Origin of the sequence: Kitasatospora sp. NPDC048407, from assembly GCF_043200475.1 — a bacterium.
Taxonomy (GTDB): domain Bacteria; phylum Actinomycetota; class Actinomycetes; order Streptomycetales; family Streptomycetaceae; genus Kitasatospora.
In genome coordinates this window covers 110,662-123,581 of record NZ_JBICXW010000010.1, presented here as the reverse complement: position 1 = coordinate 123,581, position 12,920 = coordinate 110,662, and the positions used below count along the sequence as shown (strand labels likewise).

Here is a 12,920-nt window from a genome sequence, read left to right as displayed (position 1 = left end):
GCCCGCCGGACGTGCACGACACCCAACTCCCGCGCGCCTTCGGCCCGGTGAACCGCCCCCGCCCGGGTAGCGTGGCCTCGACCGGCGCCGCGCCGGGCCGGGCCGTACGAGGGGGACACGGACGATGAACTCGCCGAAGCCGAGGACGTATTGGACCCGGCCGGAGACCACCGGCCCGGAGGTGTTCGTCGCCGTGCCGGAGGGCGTCACGCCGCCGGCCACCGTGGTGGTCGGGATGGAGCTGTTCGGGGTGACGGCCTGGGTGCGCGGTGTCTGCGAGCAGCTGGCCGCCGCGGGCTACGCCGCCGTCGCGCCGGACTTCTTCGGCCGCACCGTCCCCCGGGCGGATCTGCCGTACGACGCGGCGGGCCGGGACGAGGGCTTCCGACTGCTGTCCGCCCTGACGGCCGACCAGGTCGCAACCGACACCGCCGCCGCACTCTCCGTCGGAGCGTCCCTCGGCGCCGGCCCGGGCCGGGCGTTCGCGGGCTTCTCCGTAGGCGGCCACCTCGCCTTCGTCGCGGGCACCCGCCTCCCGCTGGACCTGATCGTCGCCTGCTACCCGGGCTGGCTGCTGGACGCCGACACCACCCCGTTCACCGCCGCCCCCCAGCCCCCGCTCACCCCCACCGGCGCCGCCACCCTCGCCGCCCACGGCACCACCGTCCTCGGCCTGGTCGGCACCGATGACCACCTCGTCCCACCCATCGACTGGTCCCGCATCGACGCCCGCCTCACCGAAGCGGAAGTCCCGCACGAGCTGGTCTCCTACCCCGACACCCCGCACGGCTTCCTCTGCCCCGACCGCCCGGCCACCTTCCGCCCCACCGAATCCGCCGACGCCTGGTCCCGCATCCTCGCTGCCCTCGCCACCCTGAAACCCTGACGCCCTGAAGCCCTGACGCCCTGACGCCCCGAACGCCGCCCGTCGGCGCCGGGGGCATCCTGATCGATCACTCCGGCCACCGCGTCTCCGGTCCTGCGAGCACGAACCCGGCCGGACCGGCCGGGCCGAATCGGGGCCGAATCGGGGCCGACCGGCGAGGACTCCGCAGCAGCCCGAATATCAGTCGCCGGGTGCGGTCGATCTGAAGTATGAAGTCGAAGTCGGAAGTGCTCTTTCAAACACCGGAGGGCTCCATGGCCAAGGGCTACTGGGTCAGTTCCTACCGCACGATTTCAGACCCCGAGAAGCTGGCTGCCTACAACGAACTGGCCGGTCGGGCCGTCCGAGCCGGGGGCGGGCGGGTCCTCGCCCGTGACGGTCAGGTCGTCGCACACGACGCCGGAATCGCCGGGCGCACCATACTGATCGAGTTCGACAGCTTCGAACAGGCAGTTGCGGCCCGCGAGAGCGAGGCCTACCAGGAGGCGCTGGTCGTCCTCGGCGACGCCGTCGAGCGTGACTTCCGCATCATCGAAGGCCTTGACTGACAGATGAGTTGGAGCTTGCCCGGTCGATCACGCGTGTTCGAGCCGGTTGACGACTCGTTCGACGGTGTTGCGTGCGGCGCAGCGCTGCTGGTCTGGGCCGGGCGGCCGGACGAGCTCTAGGCTCAGGGTCCATGATTCTGCTGAGCGATCCCCAGGTGGTCGACATCCCCGTGCAGGACTGCGGCGAGCCTCTCGCGGAGATCGCCTCGGTCCCGGCGATTGCGCTGGACTCCCGGGAACGGGACGAGGCAGGGGCCTACGGCCGGGTCAGGACCGGCGTGCTCGAACGTCTGCGCTCGGCGTCCGAACGGCTTCCCGACGGCGTCAGGTTCCTTGTCATAGAGGGGCATCGCAGCAGCACCGAGCAGGCGCGGCGGTTCGCCCGTTACGAGGACCGCCTGCGCCGCTCGGGCATCACCGACCCTGTCGACCTGCGGCGCCGGGCCAGCGCCTTCGTCTCCCCGGTCGAGGTGGCGCCGCACTGTGCCGGGGCGGCGCTCGATCTGACGCTCGTTGATGCCGAGGGCGTCGAGCTGGACATGGGTGGCGCCGTGAACGGCCACCGCACGGGGGACGAGAAGTACTGTCCGCTGGACGCCCCGGGGCTGTCGGACCGGGCGCGCCGCAACCGCGACCTCCTGGCCCGGACCATGGGCGACGCCGGCTTCGTCAACTACCCCACCGAGTGGTGGCACTGGTCCTACGGCGACCGGTACTGGGCACTGGTCACCAAGGCCGACCGCGCCATCTACGGACCGGCCTGACCACCTCGAACCAACGAGACCCCGGTGCGCAAGCATCGACGTCCCTTTGAGTCGATCACCTGGCCACGAGCGGTAAACGACGCACCAGAAACTCCGACAGGACGACCCGGCACCGACCGGGCGATCAGCCGCACTCACGCCCGTCCAGCAGCGCCAGGCCGTCGCGCTGGCCCTGTGGCGGCTGCGGGCGCCGGTGCTCGCGTTCGGGTGGGACGCCGACCGGGGCATCGACCCCACGCTCGCCGATTCCCTCCGGCGGCCGGGGCCGGCCCGGTGACGGCTCGTGGACGGTCAACGGCGACCCGCGGCCCCTGCGACGGGCCGCCGAGGCCTCGGCGACCGCCCGCCCGCCCGGGCGACCGCCCCCGCCTGAACTGGACGCCGCCCGCCGAGGATGCGCTGCGCGTGGTCCTTCCCCGCCGCCACCCGCTGGCCCACCGCACCGACCTGCACCTCGCCGAACTCGCCGACCAGCGCTGGATCCTGGGCTGCGGCAAGTCCGCCGGGCAGCTCGTCCGGTTCGGCGCGCTGGCTGGGGTGGACCTGCGGATCTCCTACACCGCGACGGACTACGATTTCGCCCAGTCACTGGTCCGCGCGGGCATCGGCATCGCCCTGATCCCCCGGATCGGCCTCACCGACCACCCCGACCTGCTCTCCCTCCCCCTCGCCGAACCCGCCCCGCGCCGCCACCTCGGCCTCGCCCTCTCCCGCCGCCGCCGCGGCCCCGCGGCCCGCCTCGCCAAGGAGCTGGCCACCCGCCTCACCGCCGAAGCCGGCACCCTCCCGTCCTGACGCCCCCTCCCGTCCTGACGCACGCACCCTCCTCTGCACCCGAACGGGCGGTCCCGCGTCACCCCCGCCCCTGCCCGCCCGTTGACCAAGCGTCAGCCCCAGCACCCAGAGGAGTCCACCGTGCGCACCGCCCTCACCGCCCTCGCCACCCTCCTCCTCGCCTCCACCCCGGCCGCTGCCGCCGCCACCCTCACCCCGGACCAGACCTACAGCATCCCCGTCGGCGCCATCACCGACCTGGGCGCGCTTCCGACGCTCGGCGGCCTCGGCTACGACTTCGCCCACCTGCTCGGCCAGTAGCGCGCACACATGAGGCCGCGAGCAGTCCGACCGGCAAGCATGCGCGGCCCGGACGAAGTGCCCTCGTCAGCGGCACAGGGACGGGCTTCCACGGGCCGATAGGGTGACGTGATCGTTCCGAGTGAAAGGCCACGGCACCGCAGTGACCGAGTCCCGCCCCCACGCCCTGTTCTGCTTCGGCACGCTAATGGACCCGCAGGTGCAAACCACCCTCTTCGGTCGCACGGTGCCGACGACCACGGCCTCCCTGGCCGGCCACACGACCAGGCCCCTCACGATCACCGACGAATCCGTGATCGCCACCAGCGGCCGGCCCGAACACCTCACCCTGGTACGCGACTTCGGCGGCACGGTCGAGGGCGCCGTCCTGCACCTGACCGACCAGGAACTGGCCGCTGCCGACGCCTACGAGGTGGACGACTACGCCCGCCGACGAGTGGTCCTCACCTCGGGCCGGACGGCCTGGGCCTACCTGGACGCGAGGCCGCTGCGCCCTGCGGCGCGCATCGTGATCGTCGGCGACAGCATCGCCTACGGCCGCTGCGACCCCCAGGGCGGCTGGGCCGGACACCTGGCGGCGACGCACATCGCGTCGAACGAGAACTCCCACCGGGTCTTCAACCTGGCCATCCCCGGCAGCACCTTGGCGGACGTCGCCCAGCAGACACCCCCGCTGCTGGTTCCCCGCCACCCGGACACGCTGGTCGTGGCCGCCGGGATCAACGACTCGGCCGTGCCGGTCGCCGCGCCGGACACCCAAATGCCCCACCTCGCCGACCATCTCGCCTCGCTGGCCGACCATCTCGCCTCGCTGGCCGCAACCGCCCAGCGCCACAACGCCCGCATGGTCGTCGTCGGACCGTCCTGGCTCGACGAAACACGGCTCGACGACTACGAGGGCCTCCGCTTCACCACGGCGCGAGCACTCACCCTGCGTGTCACCCTCCAGGCCTGGTGCGAGGACCACCACATCGACTTCATCGACATGTGGGAACCCCTCCGCGACCAGCCCCACCAGTTCGTCGACGGCGTGCACCCGACCCCGGACGGACACAAGGAGCTCTACCGGCAGCTGAGCAGCCACAGCTGCTGACCCCTGCCGTTCAGGAGAAGGACAGCGACAGGTGGACGACTCAGGAGGCGAACGGCTCGATCTCGCCCGCGAAGACGATGACCTGGTCGATGAGGCTCCGTCGTAGATGGACGACGTCCGTTCCCGCCAGGCGGGGGCCTCCGTCCGGCATGGTGAACACCCACTGGTACCGGGCCCATTCGTCGGGCATGTCCACTGCTGAGCAGCGCGTCATCGTGCCGGTCCCCGCCGGGTGGCGTCGGATGTCCAGCACGAACCGCTCGACCGCCGCGATTCCTTCGCTGCGGCCCAACGGCCCCCAGAAGACCACGTCCGAGGTCAGGGCCTGGGAGAGCAGGGCAGTCACATAGCTGTCGTCCGAGGCGTTGAACGCGGAGATGAACGTGTCGATCGCGGAGCGTGCGGTTTCTTCCTGCATGTCCCAGTAATACCAGCCGGCCCGGTCCATGTCGGCACTCCGGCGGGGGACTTCGGAGCGATCGACGTGCAGGACGCCGACGGGTGGGTGGAACAAGCCGCGGCCGCGGCCCACAAGTTATTGACCCCAAGGTCAAATATGTCGTACCGTCAGGTCATGGGACGACCGAAGCAGTTCGACGAGGGCACCGCGATCGCGCAGGCGATGGAGGTGTTCTGGACGAACGGCTACGCCGGCTCCTCCCCGGCCGAACTCGCCGAGGCGGCGGGCATCGGCAAGGGCAGCCTCTACCACGCCTTCGGCTCCAAGCGGGAACTCTTCGGGCGGGCGCTGGACGCGTACGACCGGGGCGGCGCCGAGCTGGCCGAGGAGTTCCTGGCGGGGCCGGGCACCACGAAGGAGTGCATCCGGGCCTTCCTGGCGATGCTGGTGGACGCGGACTTCGACGGCCCGGTGCGTCGCGGCTGCCTCGCCGTCAACACCGCGCTGGAGCTTGGCGGACGGGACGCGGACGCCGCACTCGCGGTGCGCCGAATGACCGACCGCAGCGCCGGCCTGCTGGCCGCGCGCATCGAGCGGGGCAAGCTGGAGGGCGACGTCCCGAGCTCGGTGGACGCGGGCGCGCAGGCCAGGTTCCTGATGACCGCACTCGCGGGACTGCGGGTGATGGCCCGGGCCTACGACCGCGAGGCGGTCCTCGAGGTCGTCGACACCACCGTCGCCACCGTCTTCGAACACTGAAACCCGGACACTGAAACCCGGACACTGAAAGCCGGACGCCGAAGAAGCATCGACCGCGCCGCCCGCGCGGTTTCGCATGCCCAAATATTTGACCTCAAGTTCAAGAATATCGACCGAAAACGAGGAACCATGGATCTCGGACTCAACGGCCGCACCGCCCTGGTCACCGGCGCGGGACGCGGCATCGGCCTCGCCGTCGCCCGCGCGCTCGCCGCCGAGGGAGTGAAGGTGGTGGGCGCAACCCGCACCGCCACAAAGGAGTTGGCGGAGGTCGCCACCGTCGCGACGGCCGACCTGAGCACCCGCCAGGGCGCGGAGAGCGCGGTCGAGCAGGCGCTGGCGGCGCTCGGCGGCATCGATCTGCTGGTCAACAACGTGGGCGCGGGCGACGCCTCCACGTTCACCCTGGGCGGCGTGCTAGACGTCGCGGACGAGCAGTGGCAGTCGCTGTTCGACCTGAACGTGATGTCGGCGGTGCGCACCACCCGGGCCGCGCTGCCCAGCCTGCTGGAGCGGCGCGGCGCGATCGTCAACGTGTCCTCGATCAACTCCCGCATCCCCACCGGCTCCCCGGTGGGGTACGCGGAGGCCAAGGCGGCACTCACCCAGTTCGGCAAGCGCCTCAGCGAGGAACTCGCGCCGCGCGGGGTGCGCGTCAACACCGTTTCGCCCGGCCCGACTTCCACCGACCAGTGGACCTCCGCCGGCGGCTACGGCGGCCGGATGGCCGATGCCATGGGCGTCCCCCTCGATGCCCTGCTGGACGGACTGCCCACCCAGGCAGGCACCGCGTCCGGCCGGCTCTCCACTCCGCAGGAGGTCGCCGACCTGGTCGTCTTCGCCCTCTCCGACCGGGCCGGAAACATCCACGGCGCCGACCTGGTCGTCGACGGCGGCACCCTCAAGTCCGCCTGAAGCAAGCCAAATTGACGACGGCTCAGCCCAGCGGCCGGGTCCACCGGCGCCACCGCTCCTCGCGCCCGTACCCGGCCGCCTGCCAGGCCGACTGCCCGAGTTCGTTGTGCTCCAGCACCATCGCGTCGGCCCGCCGCCCGCCCAGCGCCTCGAAGCGGGCGTGCGCGGCGTCCAGCAGCGCGCCGCCGATGCCGCGGCGGCGGGCCGACGGGTGGACGGCCAGCCGGTAGAGGTGGCAGCGCCAGCCGTCGAAGCCCGCGATCACCGTACCCAGGATCGCGCCCTCCGCCACCGCCAGGATCAGCGCCTGCGGGTCGCGCTCCAACAGCCTTGCCACGCCCGCCCGGTCGTCGCTGATGCTGGTGCCCTCGGCGGCCTCGACCCAGAAGGCCAGCACCGCGTCGATGTCGGCGGGCAGCGCGGCCCGCAGTTCGTACTCGCTCATGGCGCCTCTTCCTACCAGCGGCGATGCCCGCGCCACCAGCCATTTACGGTCCCGCTCTTGACGGCACCGGCCCCGCGCCAGCAAGGTGTGGGCCACTCCCTCGCACCGCTTCCCGTCCCGATCCTCCCCACCTCGGAGATGGCATGCGTGCGCAAAGAACCTCCCGTCACCACCGCCGCGACGGCCTGCCGATCGCCCTCGCGGCCGCCGCCCTCGCGCTGGCCGGCGCCGGCCTGGGCCTCGGCCTCGACTCGCCCGCGTCGGCGGCGCTGCCGACCGTCGACGTCGTCGACAACGGGCACTTCAACCAGGGCAATCGGATGCTGGCGTGGAGCTGCGAGAGCGGCCTGGTGCTGCCGCCGTCCGACGCGTTCGGCACGCTGGAGGGGCATCCGACCGACAGCAGTTACGCGGGCTGCACCCAGCGCGTCACGGTCGAGCCGAACTCCACGTACCGGCTGAGCGCCCGGGTCACCGGGCCGTTCGTGTTCGCGGGCGTCACCGGTTCCGGCACCACGGACATCGCGCTGTGGTCGAACCAGAACGACTGGAACGAGCTGACGGGGACGGTCACCACCGGGCCGGACACCCGCACGCTGATGGTGTACTTCCACGGCTGGTACCAGCAGGGGCCGTACCGGATCAGCTCGTTGGAGCTGTGGGGTTCGGGGCAGCCGCGGAACACCTGCATCCCGCTCCCGGCCGTCGACACCCCGACCCCGTCGGCCAGTCCGTGCTACCTGACCCCGACCGCGACACCCAGCCGGACTCCCGCGCCGTCCACCAGCTGACGTCCGAACACCCCACGCACACTCCACCCCCACACCGACTCCGACCCGGTCGGGCATGGACTGCTACCCGCCGCCCGTCCCGTCCTCGCCGCACACCACCCGTCCTCTCCGTACACCACCCGTCCCCTCGGGCTCGCCCAACCTTCCGGCGGAGCGGAATTGACGATGCGTCAGCCGCGCAGCGCCCAGACCGTGGTGGTCTTCACGGCCGCGTCCTCCAGGTCCGCGGCGACCGGGACGGCGTACTCGGCGAGCGCGGTGAAGCGTTCGCGCGGCAGGTAGGCGCGGCCCGGGTCGCCGACCACCACGGTCGCGCCCCGGGCGGCGGCACGCTCCAGGAACGGCAGGAAGCGCGCCGCCATCGCCCGCTCGTAGAACACGTCGCCGGCCAGCACCACCTGGCAGCCGTCACCGTCACCGTCCAGCACGTCCGCCAACTCGGCCGTCACCGTGACGCCGTTGTCCGCCGCGTTCACGGCGATCGCGGCCACCGCGTACGCGTCGATCTCCGCCGCCCGCACCTGCGCCGCGCCGCTCAGCGCCGCCGCGACGCCGACCAGGCCGGAGCCCGCCGCCAGGTCCAGCACGGTGCGCCCGGCGACCAGTTCGGGCCGGTCCAGCACGTGCCGGGCCACCGCGACGCCGCCCGCCCACGGGAACGCCCAGAACGGCGGCGGCAGTCCGATCTCGCCGCGCTCCCGCTCGGTGATCTCCCACAGCGCGATCGCGTCCTGCGCCATGTGCAGCCGCACCTCGGGCACGAACGGCACCGGCCCGGGCCTGGTGTGGGCGCGCACGAACTCCGTGTCGGCGGACGAGACATGACGGTCCGCGGCACTCCGCAGCGTGGTGGTGTCGTTCCCCATGGCGCACAGCCTAGGGGCAATGATCGCCACCACCGCGCAACCCGGATCCGCCACCACCGCGCAACCCGAATCCGCCACCACACGATCACCGGGACGCCACCACACAACCACCGGGATGCCGCCGCACGATCACCGACTGATCACAGACCACGTACCGTTTCGATACCGAAGCCATGATGAGCTGCGGAAACGCTCGCTCCGCAGAGGGTGCCCGAGTACGATCCGGGCAGACGCCCCGGCACTCACGGCACACGCGTTGTGCCTGGCCAGGGGCGGCGGCTTGCGCGGGGGCGCGCCCGGCACCACACGCCGGTGCGCCGCGATCCGCGTTCACGGCACCGCGCGCCAGGGCAGTCGCGCGAAGCGGAAGGGCAGCGACTTGACGGATCGGCTCACCGGCGGCGACTCCTCACTGCTGCGGCGGATCAACGCCGCGGTCACCCTGCGGTCGTTGCGCGCCGGACAGGCCGTCACGCTCACCCAACTCGTGGGCGACACCGGCCTGTCCAGACCCACCGTCGAGGGCGTCATCGAAGGACTGCTGGAGTCCGGACTCGTCGCCGAGGTCGACCACGTCCAGGAGTCCGGCCGCCAACGCGGCCGCCCGGCCCGCTGGTTCCGGTTCCGCGCCGAGGCCGGGCACGTCCTCGGCATCGAGATCGGCGTCCACGACCTGCGGGTGGTCCTCGCCGACCTGGCCGGCGAGGTGATCACCAGCTTCGCCAAGCCGGTGGACGAGTCGATGGAGGCCGAGGAGCGGCTCAGCCAGCTCCGCACCACCGTCGCCGAGGTCCTGAAGAAGGCCGGTGTCTCCCGGGACAGCCTGTGGGAGGTCGTCGTCGGCACCCCCGGCATCGTCGACCGCGAAGGCGTCATCCGGCTCGGCACCGCGATGCCCGGCTGGACCGGCCTCGACCTCGGCGCCCGGCTGCGCCGCTCGTTCCGCTGCCCCGTGGTGATCGAGAACGACGCCAACCTCGCCGCCATCGCCGAACACTGGAAGGGCGCCGCCGTCGGCAAGGGCGACGTGGTGTTCGTGATGGCCGGCCTCAGCCCCGGCGCCGGCTCACTGATCGGCGGCCGGCTGCACCGCGGTTTCGGCGGCGCGGCCGGCGAGATCGGCGCGCTACACCTGCTCGGCCGGCAGGCCACCCCCGAACGCCTGCTCTCCACCACCGGCCAGCCCCTCGACCCGCTGGACGAGGCCGCGGTGGCCCGCGTCCTCCGACTGGCCCGGGAGGGCGACCAGGTCGCCCAGGTCGCCATGGACCGCTTCCTCGGCCGCCTGGTGCACGACGTCACCGCACTCGTCCTCGCCCTCGACCCCGAACTCGTGGTGGTCGGCGGCTGGGCGGCCGGCCTGGACGGCGTCCTGGAACCGCTGCGCGAACAGCTCTCCCGCTACACCCTGCGCGCGCCCGAAGTCGCCCTCGCCGCACTCGGCTCCGAGGTGGTGGCGATGGGCGCACTGCGAATCGCCCTCGACCACGTCGAGGAACAGCTGTTCGCGGTCGATCCGCCGTCCCGGTAAGGCCGTCCAGGCAAGGCCGTCCCACGGCAGGCGGCGCAGCTCCCGGTCGCCGCCGAACCGGTCGCGGGCTCAGGTGTGCACCGGTTCTCGATCGGCCCAACTCATGGCTGTGCCACCCCTGTTCACCGGTCCGATTCGGCAAACAGGGGTGGCACCGGTCAAACTTTTGCCTGCGGCTCGTCAGGACGCGGCGGTGGCCGCGACGTTGGCGGCAGCCGGGGTGGCGACCTGGACGGCCGCGCCGAATTCGCCGAAGGTCAGCTTGCAGGTGTCGGCCCGGTAGGTGGAGACACCGACGGCCGCCGGCCGGCCCGCCGCCGCGTACTGGGTGGTGACCACCAGCACCGGGGTGCCCGGGGGGCGCTCCAGCAGCGCGGCCTCTGCGGTCTCCGCCACGCCCAGCTCCACCGAGCGGGACTCGTTGTCGACGCCCAGGCGCTCCAGCTGGCGCAGCACGCCGCGGGCACGGTCGTTCGCGTCCACCACCACGGCCAGCCGCGGCAGCCCGGCGGCCGGCACGTGCAGCGACTCGGCGGCGACCGTCACGCCCTGCACGATCCGCAGCCGGCGCACCGTGTGCACCTGCTCGCCCTCGGCGATGCCGAGCGTGCGGGCCAGCGCGGCGGGGGCGGCGGCGGTGGTGCAGTCGACGACCTTCCACTCCTGGCCGCGCGCGGACCCGGCCCGGCCGGACTCGCGGTCGCCGACCGGGATGCCGATGCGCGGGGCGGCGACGAGCGTGCCGATGCCGCGACGGCGCACCAGCCGGCCCTCCAGCTCCAGCTGGTCGAGCGCCTGCCGCAGGGTGGCGCGGGCCACACCGAAACGGGCCGAGAGCTCACGCTCGTTGGGCATGACCTGGCCGGTGGAGAACTCGGCGTCCATGGTGCGCAGCAGCACCGAGCGCAGGTGCCAGTACTTCGGCTCCGCAACCGCCGGAAGCGTTCCTTGCCCCACCGTGTCCTCCACCCTGAAGGCCGTCGGGGCCCGCCACTGCTCCCCGGTTCTGGCAGGTGGGGAGGGCGGGCTTTATCCGTCCTTCTTTATTAAAGGTCTTTGCAGTAAGTGACAGTAGGGGGTGCCCGTGGACATGGTCAAGACCAATGGGAAGGGTTCCTGCCGGGCACGGCGAACCGGTACGCAACCGCAACCCGGTACCCTCGCCGGGTGAAGAGTGTTTCCACGGTCAACGTCAACGGGATCCGGGCAGCCGCCAAGAAGGGCTTCCTGGAGTGGATCGACGACACCAAGTCCGAGGTGGTCTGCCTGCAGGAGGTCCGCGCCGAGACCGAGCAGTTCGGCGAGGTGCTGGCCCGGCTCGACGGCTGGCACGCGGTCTGGGCGCCGGCCGCGGCGAAGGGCCGCGCCGGAGTCGCCGTCCTGTCCCGCCGCGAACCCGACGCCACCCGCATCGGCTTCGGCTCCGCCGAGTTCGACACCTCCGGCCGCTACGCCGAACTCGACCTCCCCGGCCTGACCGTCGCCTCCCTCTACCTCCCCTCCGGCGAGGTCGGCACCGAGCGGCAGGACGAGAAGGAACGCTTCATGGCCGAGTTCCTCGTCCACCTCGGCACCCTCCGCGAGCGCGCCGCCGCCGAGGGCCGCGAGGTCCTGGTCTGCGGCGACTGGAACATCGCCCACCGCGAGGCCGACCTCCGCAACTGGAAGGCCAACCAGAAGAAGGCCGGCTTCCTCCCCGAGGAACGCGCCTGGTTCTCCCGCGTCCTCGACGACCACGGCTACGTCGACGTCCTGCGCCAGCACCACCCCGACCAGGAGGGCCCCTACTCCTGGTGGTCCTACCGGGGCCGCGCCTTCGACAACGACTCGGGCTGGAGGATCGATTACTTGATGGCCAGTCAGGGACTCGCTGCCACCTGCACCGAGGCGTACGTCGAACGCGCCGCCTCCCACGCCGAGCGCTGGTCCGACCACGCGCCCGTCACAGCGGTCTTCGACATCGGCCAACTCCTGTAGCGCTGACGGCAGATGGCGAGCGCCCGTGAGGCCCCTCGGCCACAGCCAGCTCTTCTCGACGGAGAACCAGGGCGTTCAGCCGCCCATCGATGCACCCCACCCCACACGGAGGAGGTCGCGCCGTGTGGGGTGGAGAGGCCGAACGCCGGTCGAGGAAACGACTCGCTCTGTAAAAAGTCGGATGAGCCTGCCTCGGTCCAGGCACCCGACACCGCCCCCACTGCGCAGAGCGGCGCGGTCCTCGCCGAGCAGAGCAATGAAGTGCGCCGACCGCCACTGATTCCGTTCCGCGATACTCCACCGCTGTCTCCTCACGCAATAGAGGGAGACGAGAGCACCAAGACCGCACTCACCTCGTGACCTCAAACCGGATCATCGAGTGGCCGTCGATACACCACTCCCTGGCGGACGTGACCCGGGACAGGGTGTAGCGAGCCGACCGTAGCCGTCCCGCCATACTTCTTCCGTCGTTGCTCAGCCCGGCCGTCTTCGGGCCCGGGCGGCGCCGGTTCGCCGCGCACCACCGCAGGAAGTACGTCCACTGCTCGTCGTAAGTCTTCGAGGTGCGCTCCGGTCGGGCTCCGGCCATGTCGGCGGCGGCGTCCTCGGACAGGTCCTCGTCGCCCAGCAGCGCAAGCTGCCGGTCCGGCTCGTCGTCGAGCAGTTCGCCGTCCAACACGTCCAGGTCGCCATCGTCGATGGCGGTCACCCGCGCGGGCGGCACCTCCACACCACACTCTCCAATCTCGGTCGCTGCAGTCGCTGTCCCCGCGCCCCTCCACGGTCCGCGCCCCGGCCGCGCGAGCGGGGCCGGGACGGGGCGACGAGCGCTCAGTCCTCGGGCCGGTGT

16 protein-coding genes are annotated in these 12,920 nt (G+C 72.0%); 11 read left to right on the top strand and 5 right to left on the bottom strand.

The window, feature by feature from the left end:
• Positions 1 to 124 precede the first annotated feature (124 nt).
• The 6 genes from ACGFWJ_RS20060 to ACGFWJ_RS20035 all read left to right on the top strand — a co-directional run bounded on the left by ACGFWJ_RS20060 (position 125) and on the right by ACGFWJ_RS20035 (position 4,386).
• Positions 125 to 886, top strand: a complete 762-nt coding sequence (locus tag ACGFWJ_RS20060; RefSeq protein WP_392951262.1) for a dienelactone hydrolase family protein — start codon at positions 125 to 127, stop codon at positions 884 to 886.
• 254 nt (positions 887 to 1,140) lie between these two features.
• A complete protein-coding gene (locus ACGFWJ_RS20055) occupies positions 1,141 to 1,434 on the top strand; it encodes a DUF1330 domain-containing protein (RefSeq protein ID WP_392951259.1) in 294 nt (97 codons plus the stop codon).
• 131 nt (positions 1,435 to 1,565) lie between these two features.
• A complete protein-coding gene (locus ACGFWJ_RS20050; RefSeq protein ID WP_392951256.1) occupies positions 1,566 to 2,198 on the top strand; it encodes a M15 family metallopeptidase in 633 nt (210 codons plus the stop codon).
• A gap of 24 nt (positions 2,199 to 2,222) precedes the next feature.
• Entirely contained in the window at positions 2,223 to 2,993 is a 771-nt protein-coding gene (locus ACGFWJ_RS20045) for a LysR family transcriptional regulator substrate-binding protein (protein ID WP_392951253.1), read from the top strand.
• Positions 2,994 to 3,113: 120 nt separating this feature from the next.
• On the top strand, positions 3,114 to 3,293 hold the full coding sequence (locus ACGFWJ_RS20040; RefSeq protein ID WP_387866518.1) for a hypothetical protein: 180 nt from the start codon (positions 3,114 to 3,116) through the stop codon (positions 3,291 to 3,293).
• Between the two features lie 121 nt (positions 3,294 to 3,414).
• On the top strand, positions 3,415 to 4,386 hold the full coding sequence (locus ACGFWJ_RS20035; protein ID WP_392951250.1) for a GDSL-type esterase/lipase family protein: 972 nt from the start codon (positions 3,415 to 3,417) through the stop codon (positions 4,384 to 4,386).
• Positions 4,387 to 4,426: 40 nt separating this feature from the next.
• Here the strand turns inward: ACGFWJ_RS20035 and ACGFWJ_RS20030 are convergent, their stop codons facing one another.
• Positions 4,427 to 4,804: a nuclear transport factor 2 family protein gene (locus tag ACGFWJ_RS20030; RefSeq protein WP_387640928.1), complete on the bottom strand. Its 378-nt coding sequence runs from the start codon at positions 4,802 to 4,804 to the stop codon at positions 4,427 to 4,429.
• 156 nt (positions 4,805 to 4,960) lie between these two features.
• Here ACGFWJ_RS20030 and ACGFWJ_RS20025 point away from each other — a divergent pair, with 156 nt between their 5' ends.
• Both ACGFWJ_RS20025 and ACGFWJ_RS20020 read left to right on the top strand, forming a co-directional pair.
• On the top strand, positions 4,961 to 5,545 hold the full coding sequence (locus ACGFWJ_RS20025; protein ID WP_392951246.1) for a TetR/AcrR family transcriptional regulator: 585 nt from the start codon (positions 4,961 to 4,963) through the stop codon (positions 5,543 to 5,545).
• A gap of 129 nt (positions 5,546 to 5,674) precedes the next feature.
• Complete coding sequence (locus ACGFWJ_RS20020) at positions 5,675 to 6,460, top strand: SDR family oxidoreductase (RefSeq protein ID WP_392951243.1); 786 nt, start codon at positions 5,675 to 5,677, stop codon at positions 6,458 to 6,460.
• A 22-nt stretch (positions 6,461 to 6,482) separates the two neighbouring features.
• Here the strand turns inward: ACGFWJ_RS20020 and ACGFWJ_RS20015 are convergent, their stop codons facing one another.
• On the bottom strand, positions 6,483 to 6,905 hold the full coding sequence (locus ACGFWJ_RS20015; RefSeq protein ID WP_392951240.1) for a GNAT family N-acetyltransferase: 423 nt from the start codon (positions 6,903 to 6,905) through the stop codon (positions 6,483 to 6,485).
• Positions 6,906 to 7,048: 143 nt separating this feature from the next.
• On the opposite strand from ACGFWJ_RS20015, the gene ACGFWJ_RS20010 reads away from it, so the two are divergent.
• The gene (locus tag ACGFWJ_RS20010) at positions 7,049 to 7,696 is read left to right on the top strand and encodes a hypothetical protein (RefSeq protein WP_392951237.1); all 648 of its coding nucleotides are present in this window, start codon (positions 7,049 to 7,051) and stop codon (positions 7,694 to 7,696) included.
• Between the two features lie 170 nt (positions 7,697 to 7,866).
• Here the strand turns inward: ACGFWJ_RS20010 and ACGFWJ_RS20005 are convergent, their stop codons facing one another.
• Positions 7,867 to 8,562 carry a class I SAM-dependent methyltransferase gene (locus tag ACGFWJ_RS20005; protein WP_392951234.1) on the bottom strand — a complete coding sequence of 232 codons (696 nt, stop codon included), beginning with the start codon at positions 8,560 to 8,562 and terminating at the stop codon, positions 7,867 to 7,869.
• 379 nt (positions 8,563 to 8,941) lie between these two features.
• On the opposite strand from ACGFWJ_RS20005, the gene ACGFWJ_RS20000 reads away from it, so the two are divergent.
• Positions 8,942 to 10,093 (top strand): ROK family protein, encoded by a 1,152-nt coding sequence (locus ACGFWJ_RS20000; protein ID WP_392951231.1) that lies wholly within the window; start codon positions 8,942 to 8,944, stop codon positions 10,091 to 10,093.
• Between the two features lie 180 nt (positions 10,094 to 10,273).
• On the opposite strand, the gene ACGFWJ_RS19995 is transcribed toward ACGFWJ_RS20000, so the two are convergent.
• The gene (locus ACGFWJ_RS19995) at positions 10,274 to 11,050 is read right to left on the bottom strand and encodes a GntR family transcriptional regulator (protein ID WP_392951228.1); all 777 of its coding nucleotides are present in this window, start codon (positions 11,048 to 11,050) and stop codon (positions 10,274 to 10,276) included.
• Positions 11,051 to 11,260: 210 nt separating this feature from the next.
• On the opposite strand from ACGFWJ_RS19995, the gene ACGFWJ_RS19990 reads away from it, so the two are divergent.
• On the top strand, positions 11,261 to 12,070 hold the full coding sequence (locus ACGFWJ_RS19990; protein WP_392951225.1) for an exodeoxyribonuclease III: 810 nt from the start codon (positions 11,261 to 11,263) through the stop codon (positions 12,068 to 12,070).
• A 349-nt stretch (positions 12,071 to 12,419) separates the two neighbouring features.
• Here ACGFWJ_RS19990 and ACGFWJ_RS19985 read toward each other — a convergent pair whose 3' ends face one another.
• Positions 12,420 to 12,779, bottom strand: a complete 360-nt coding sequence (locus ACGFWJ_RS19985) for a hypothetical protein (protein ID WP_392951222.1) — start codon at positions 12,777 to 12,779, stop codon at positions 12,420 to 12,422.
• Between the last annotated feature and the right edge of the window lie 141 nt (positions 12,780 to 12,920).

Coding starts and splice junctions, on each gene's coding strand:
- ACGFWJ_RS20005 (WP_392951234.1), bottom strand. CDS start 8,562: ATGGGGAACGACACCACCACGCTGCGGAGTGCCGCGGACCGTCATGTC.
- ACGFWJ_RS20055 (WP_392951259.1), top strand. CDS start 1,141: ATGGCCAAGGGCTACTGGGTCAGTTCCTACCGCACGATTTCAGACCCC.
- ACGFWJ_RS20050 (WP_392951256.1), top strand. CDS start 1,566: ATGATTCTGCTGAGCGATCCCCAGGTGGTCGACATCCCCGTGCAGGAC.
- ACGFWJ_RS20025 (WP_392951246.1), top strand. CDS start 4,961: ATGGGACGACCGAAGCAGTTCGACGAGGGCACCGCGATCGCGCAGGCG.
- ACGFWJ_RS20015 (WP_392951240.1), bottom strand. CDS start 6,905: ATGAGCGAGTACGAACTGCGGGCCGCGCTGCCCGCCGACATCGACGCG.
- ACGFWJ_RS20030 (WP_387640928.1), bottom strand. CDS start 4,804: ATGCAGGAAGAAACCGCACGCTCCGCGATCGACACGTTCATCTCCGCG.
- ACGFWJ_RS20060 (WP_392951262.1), top strand. CDS start 125: ATGAACTCGCCGAAGCCGAGGACGTATTGGACCCGGCCGGAGACCACC.
- ACGFWJ_RS20020 (WP_392951243.1), top strand. CDS start 5,675: ATGGATCTCGGACTCAACGGCCGCACCGCCCTGGTCACCGGCGCGGGA.
- ACGFWJ_RS20010 (WP_392951237.1), top strand. CDS start 7,049: ATGCGTGCGCAAAGAACCTCCCGTCACCACCGCCGCGACGGCCTGCCG.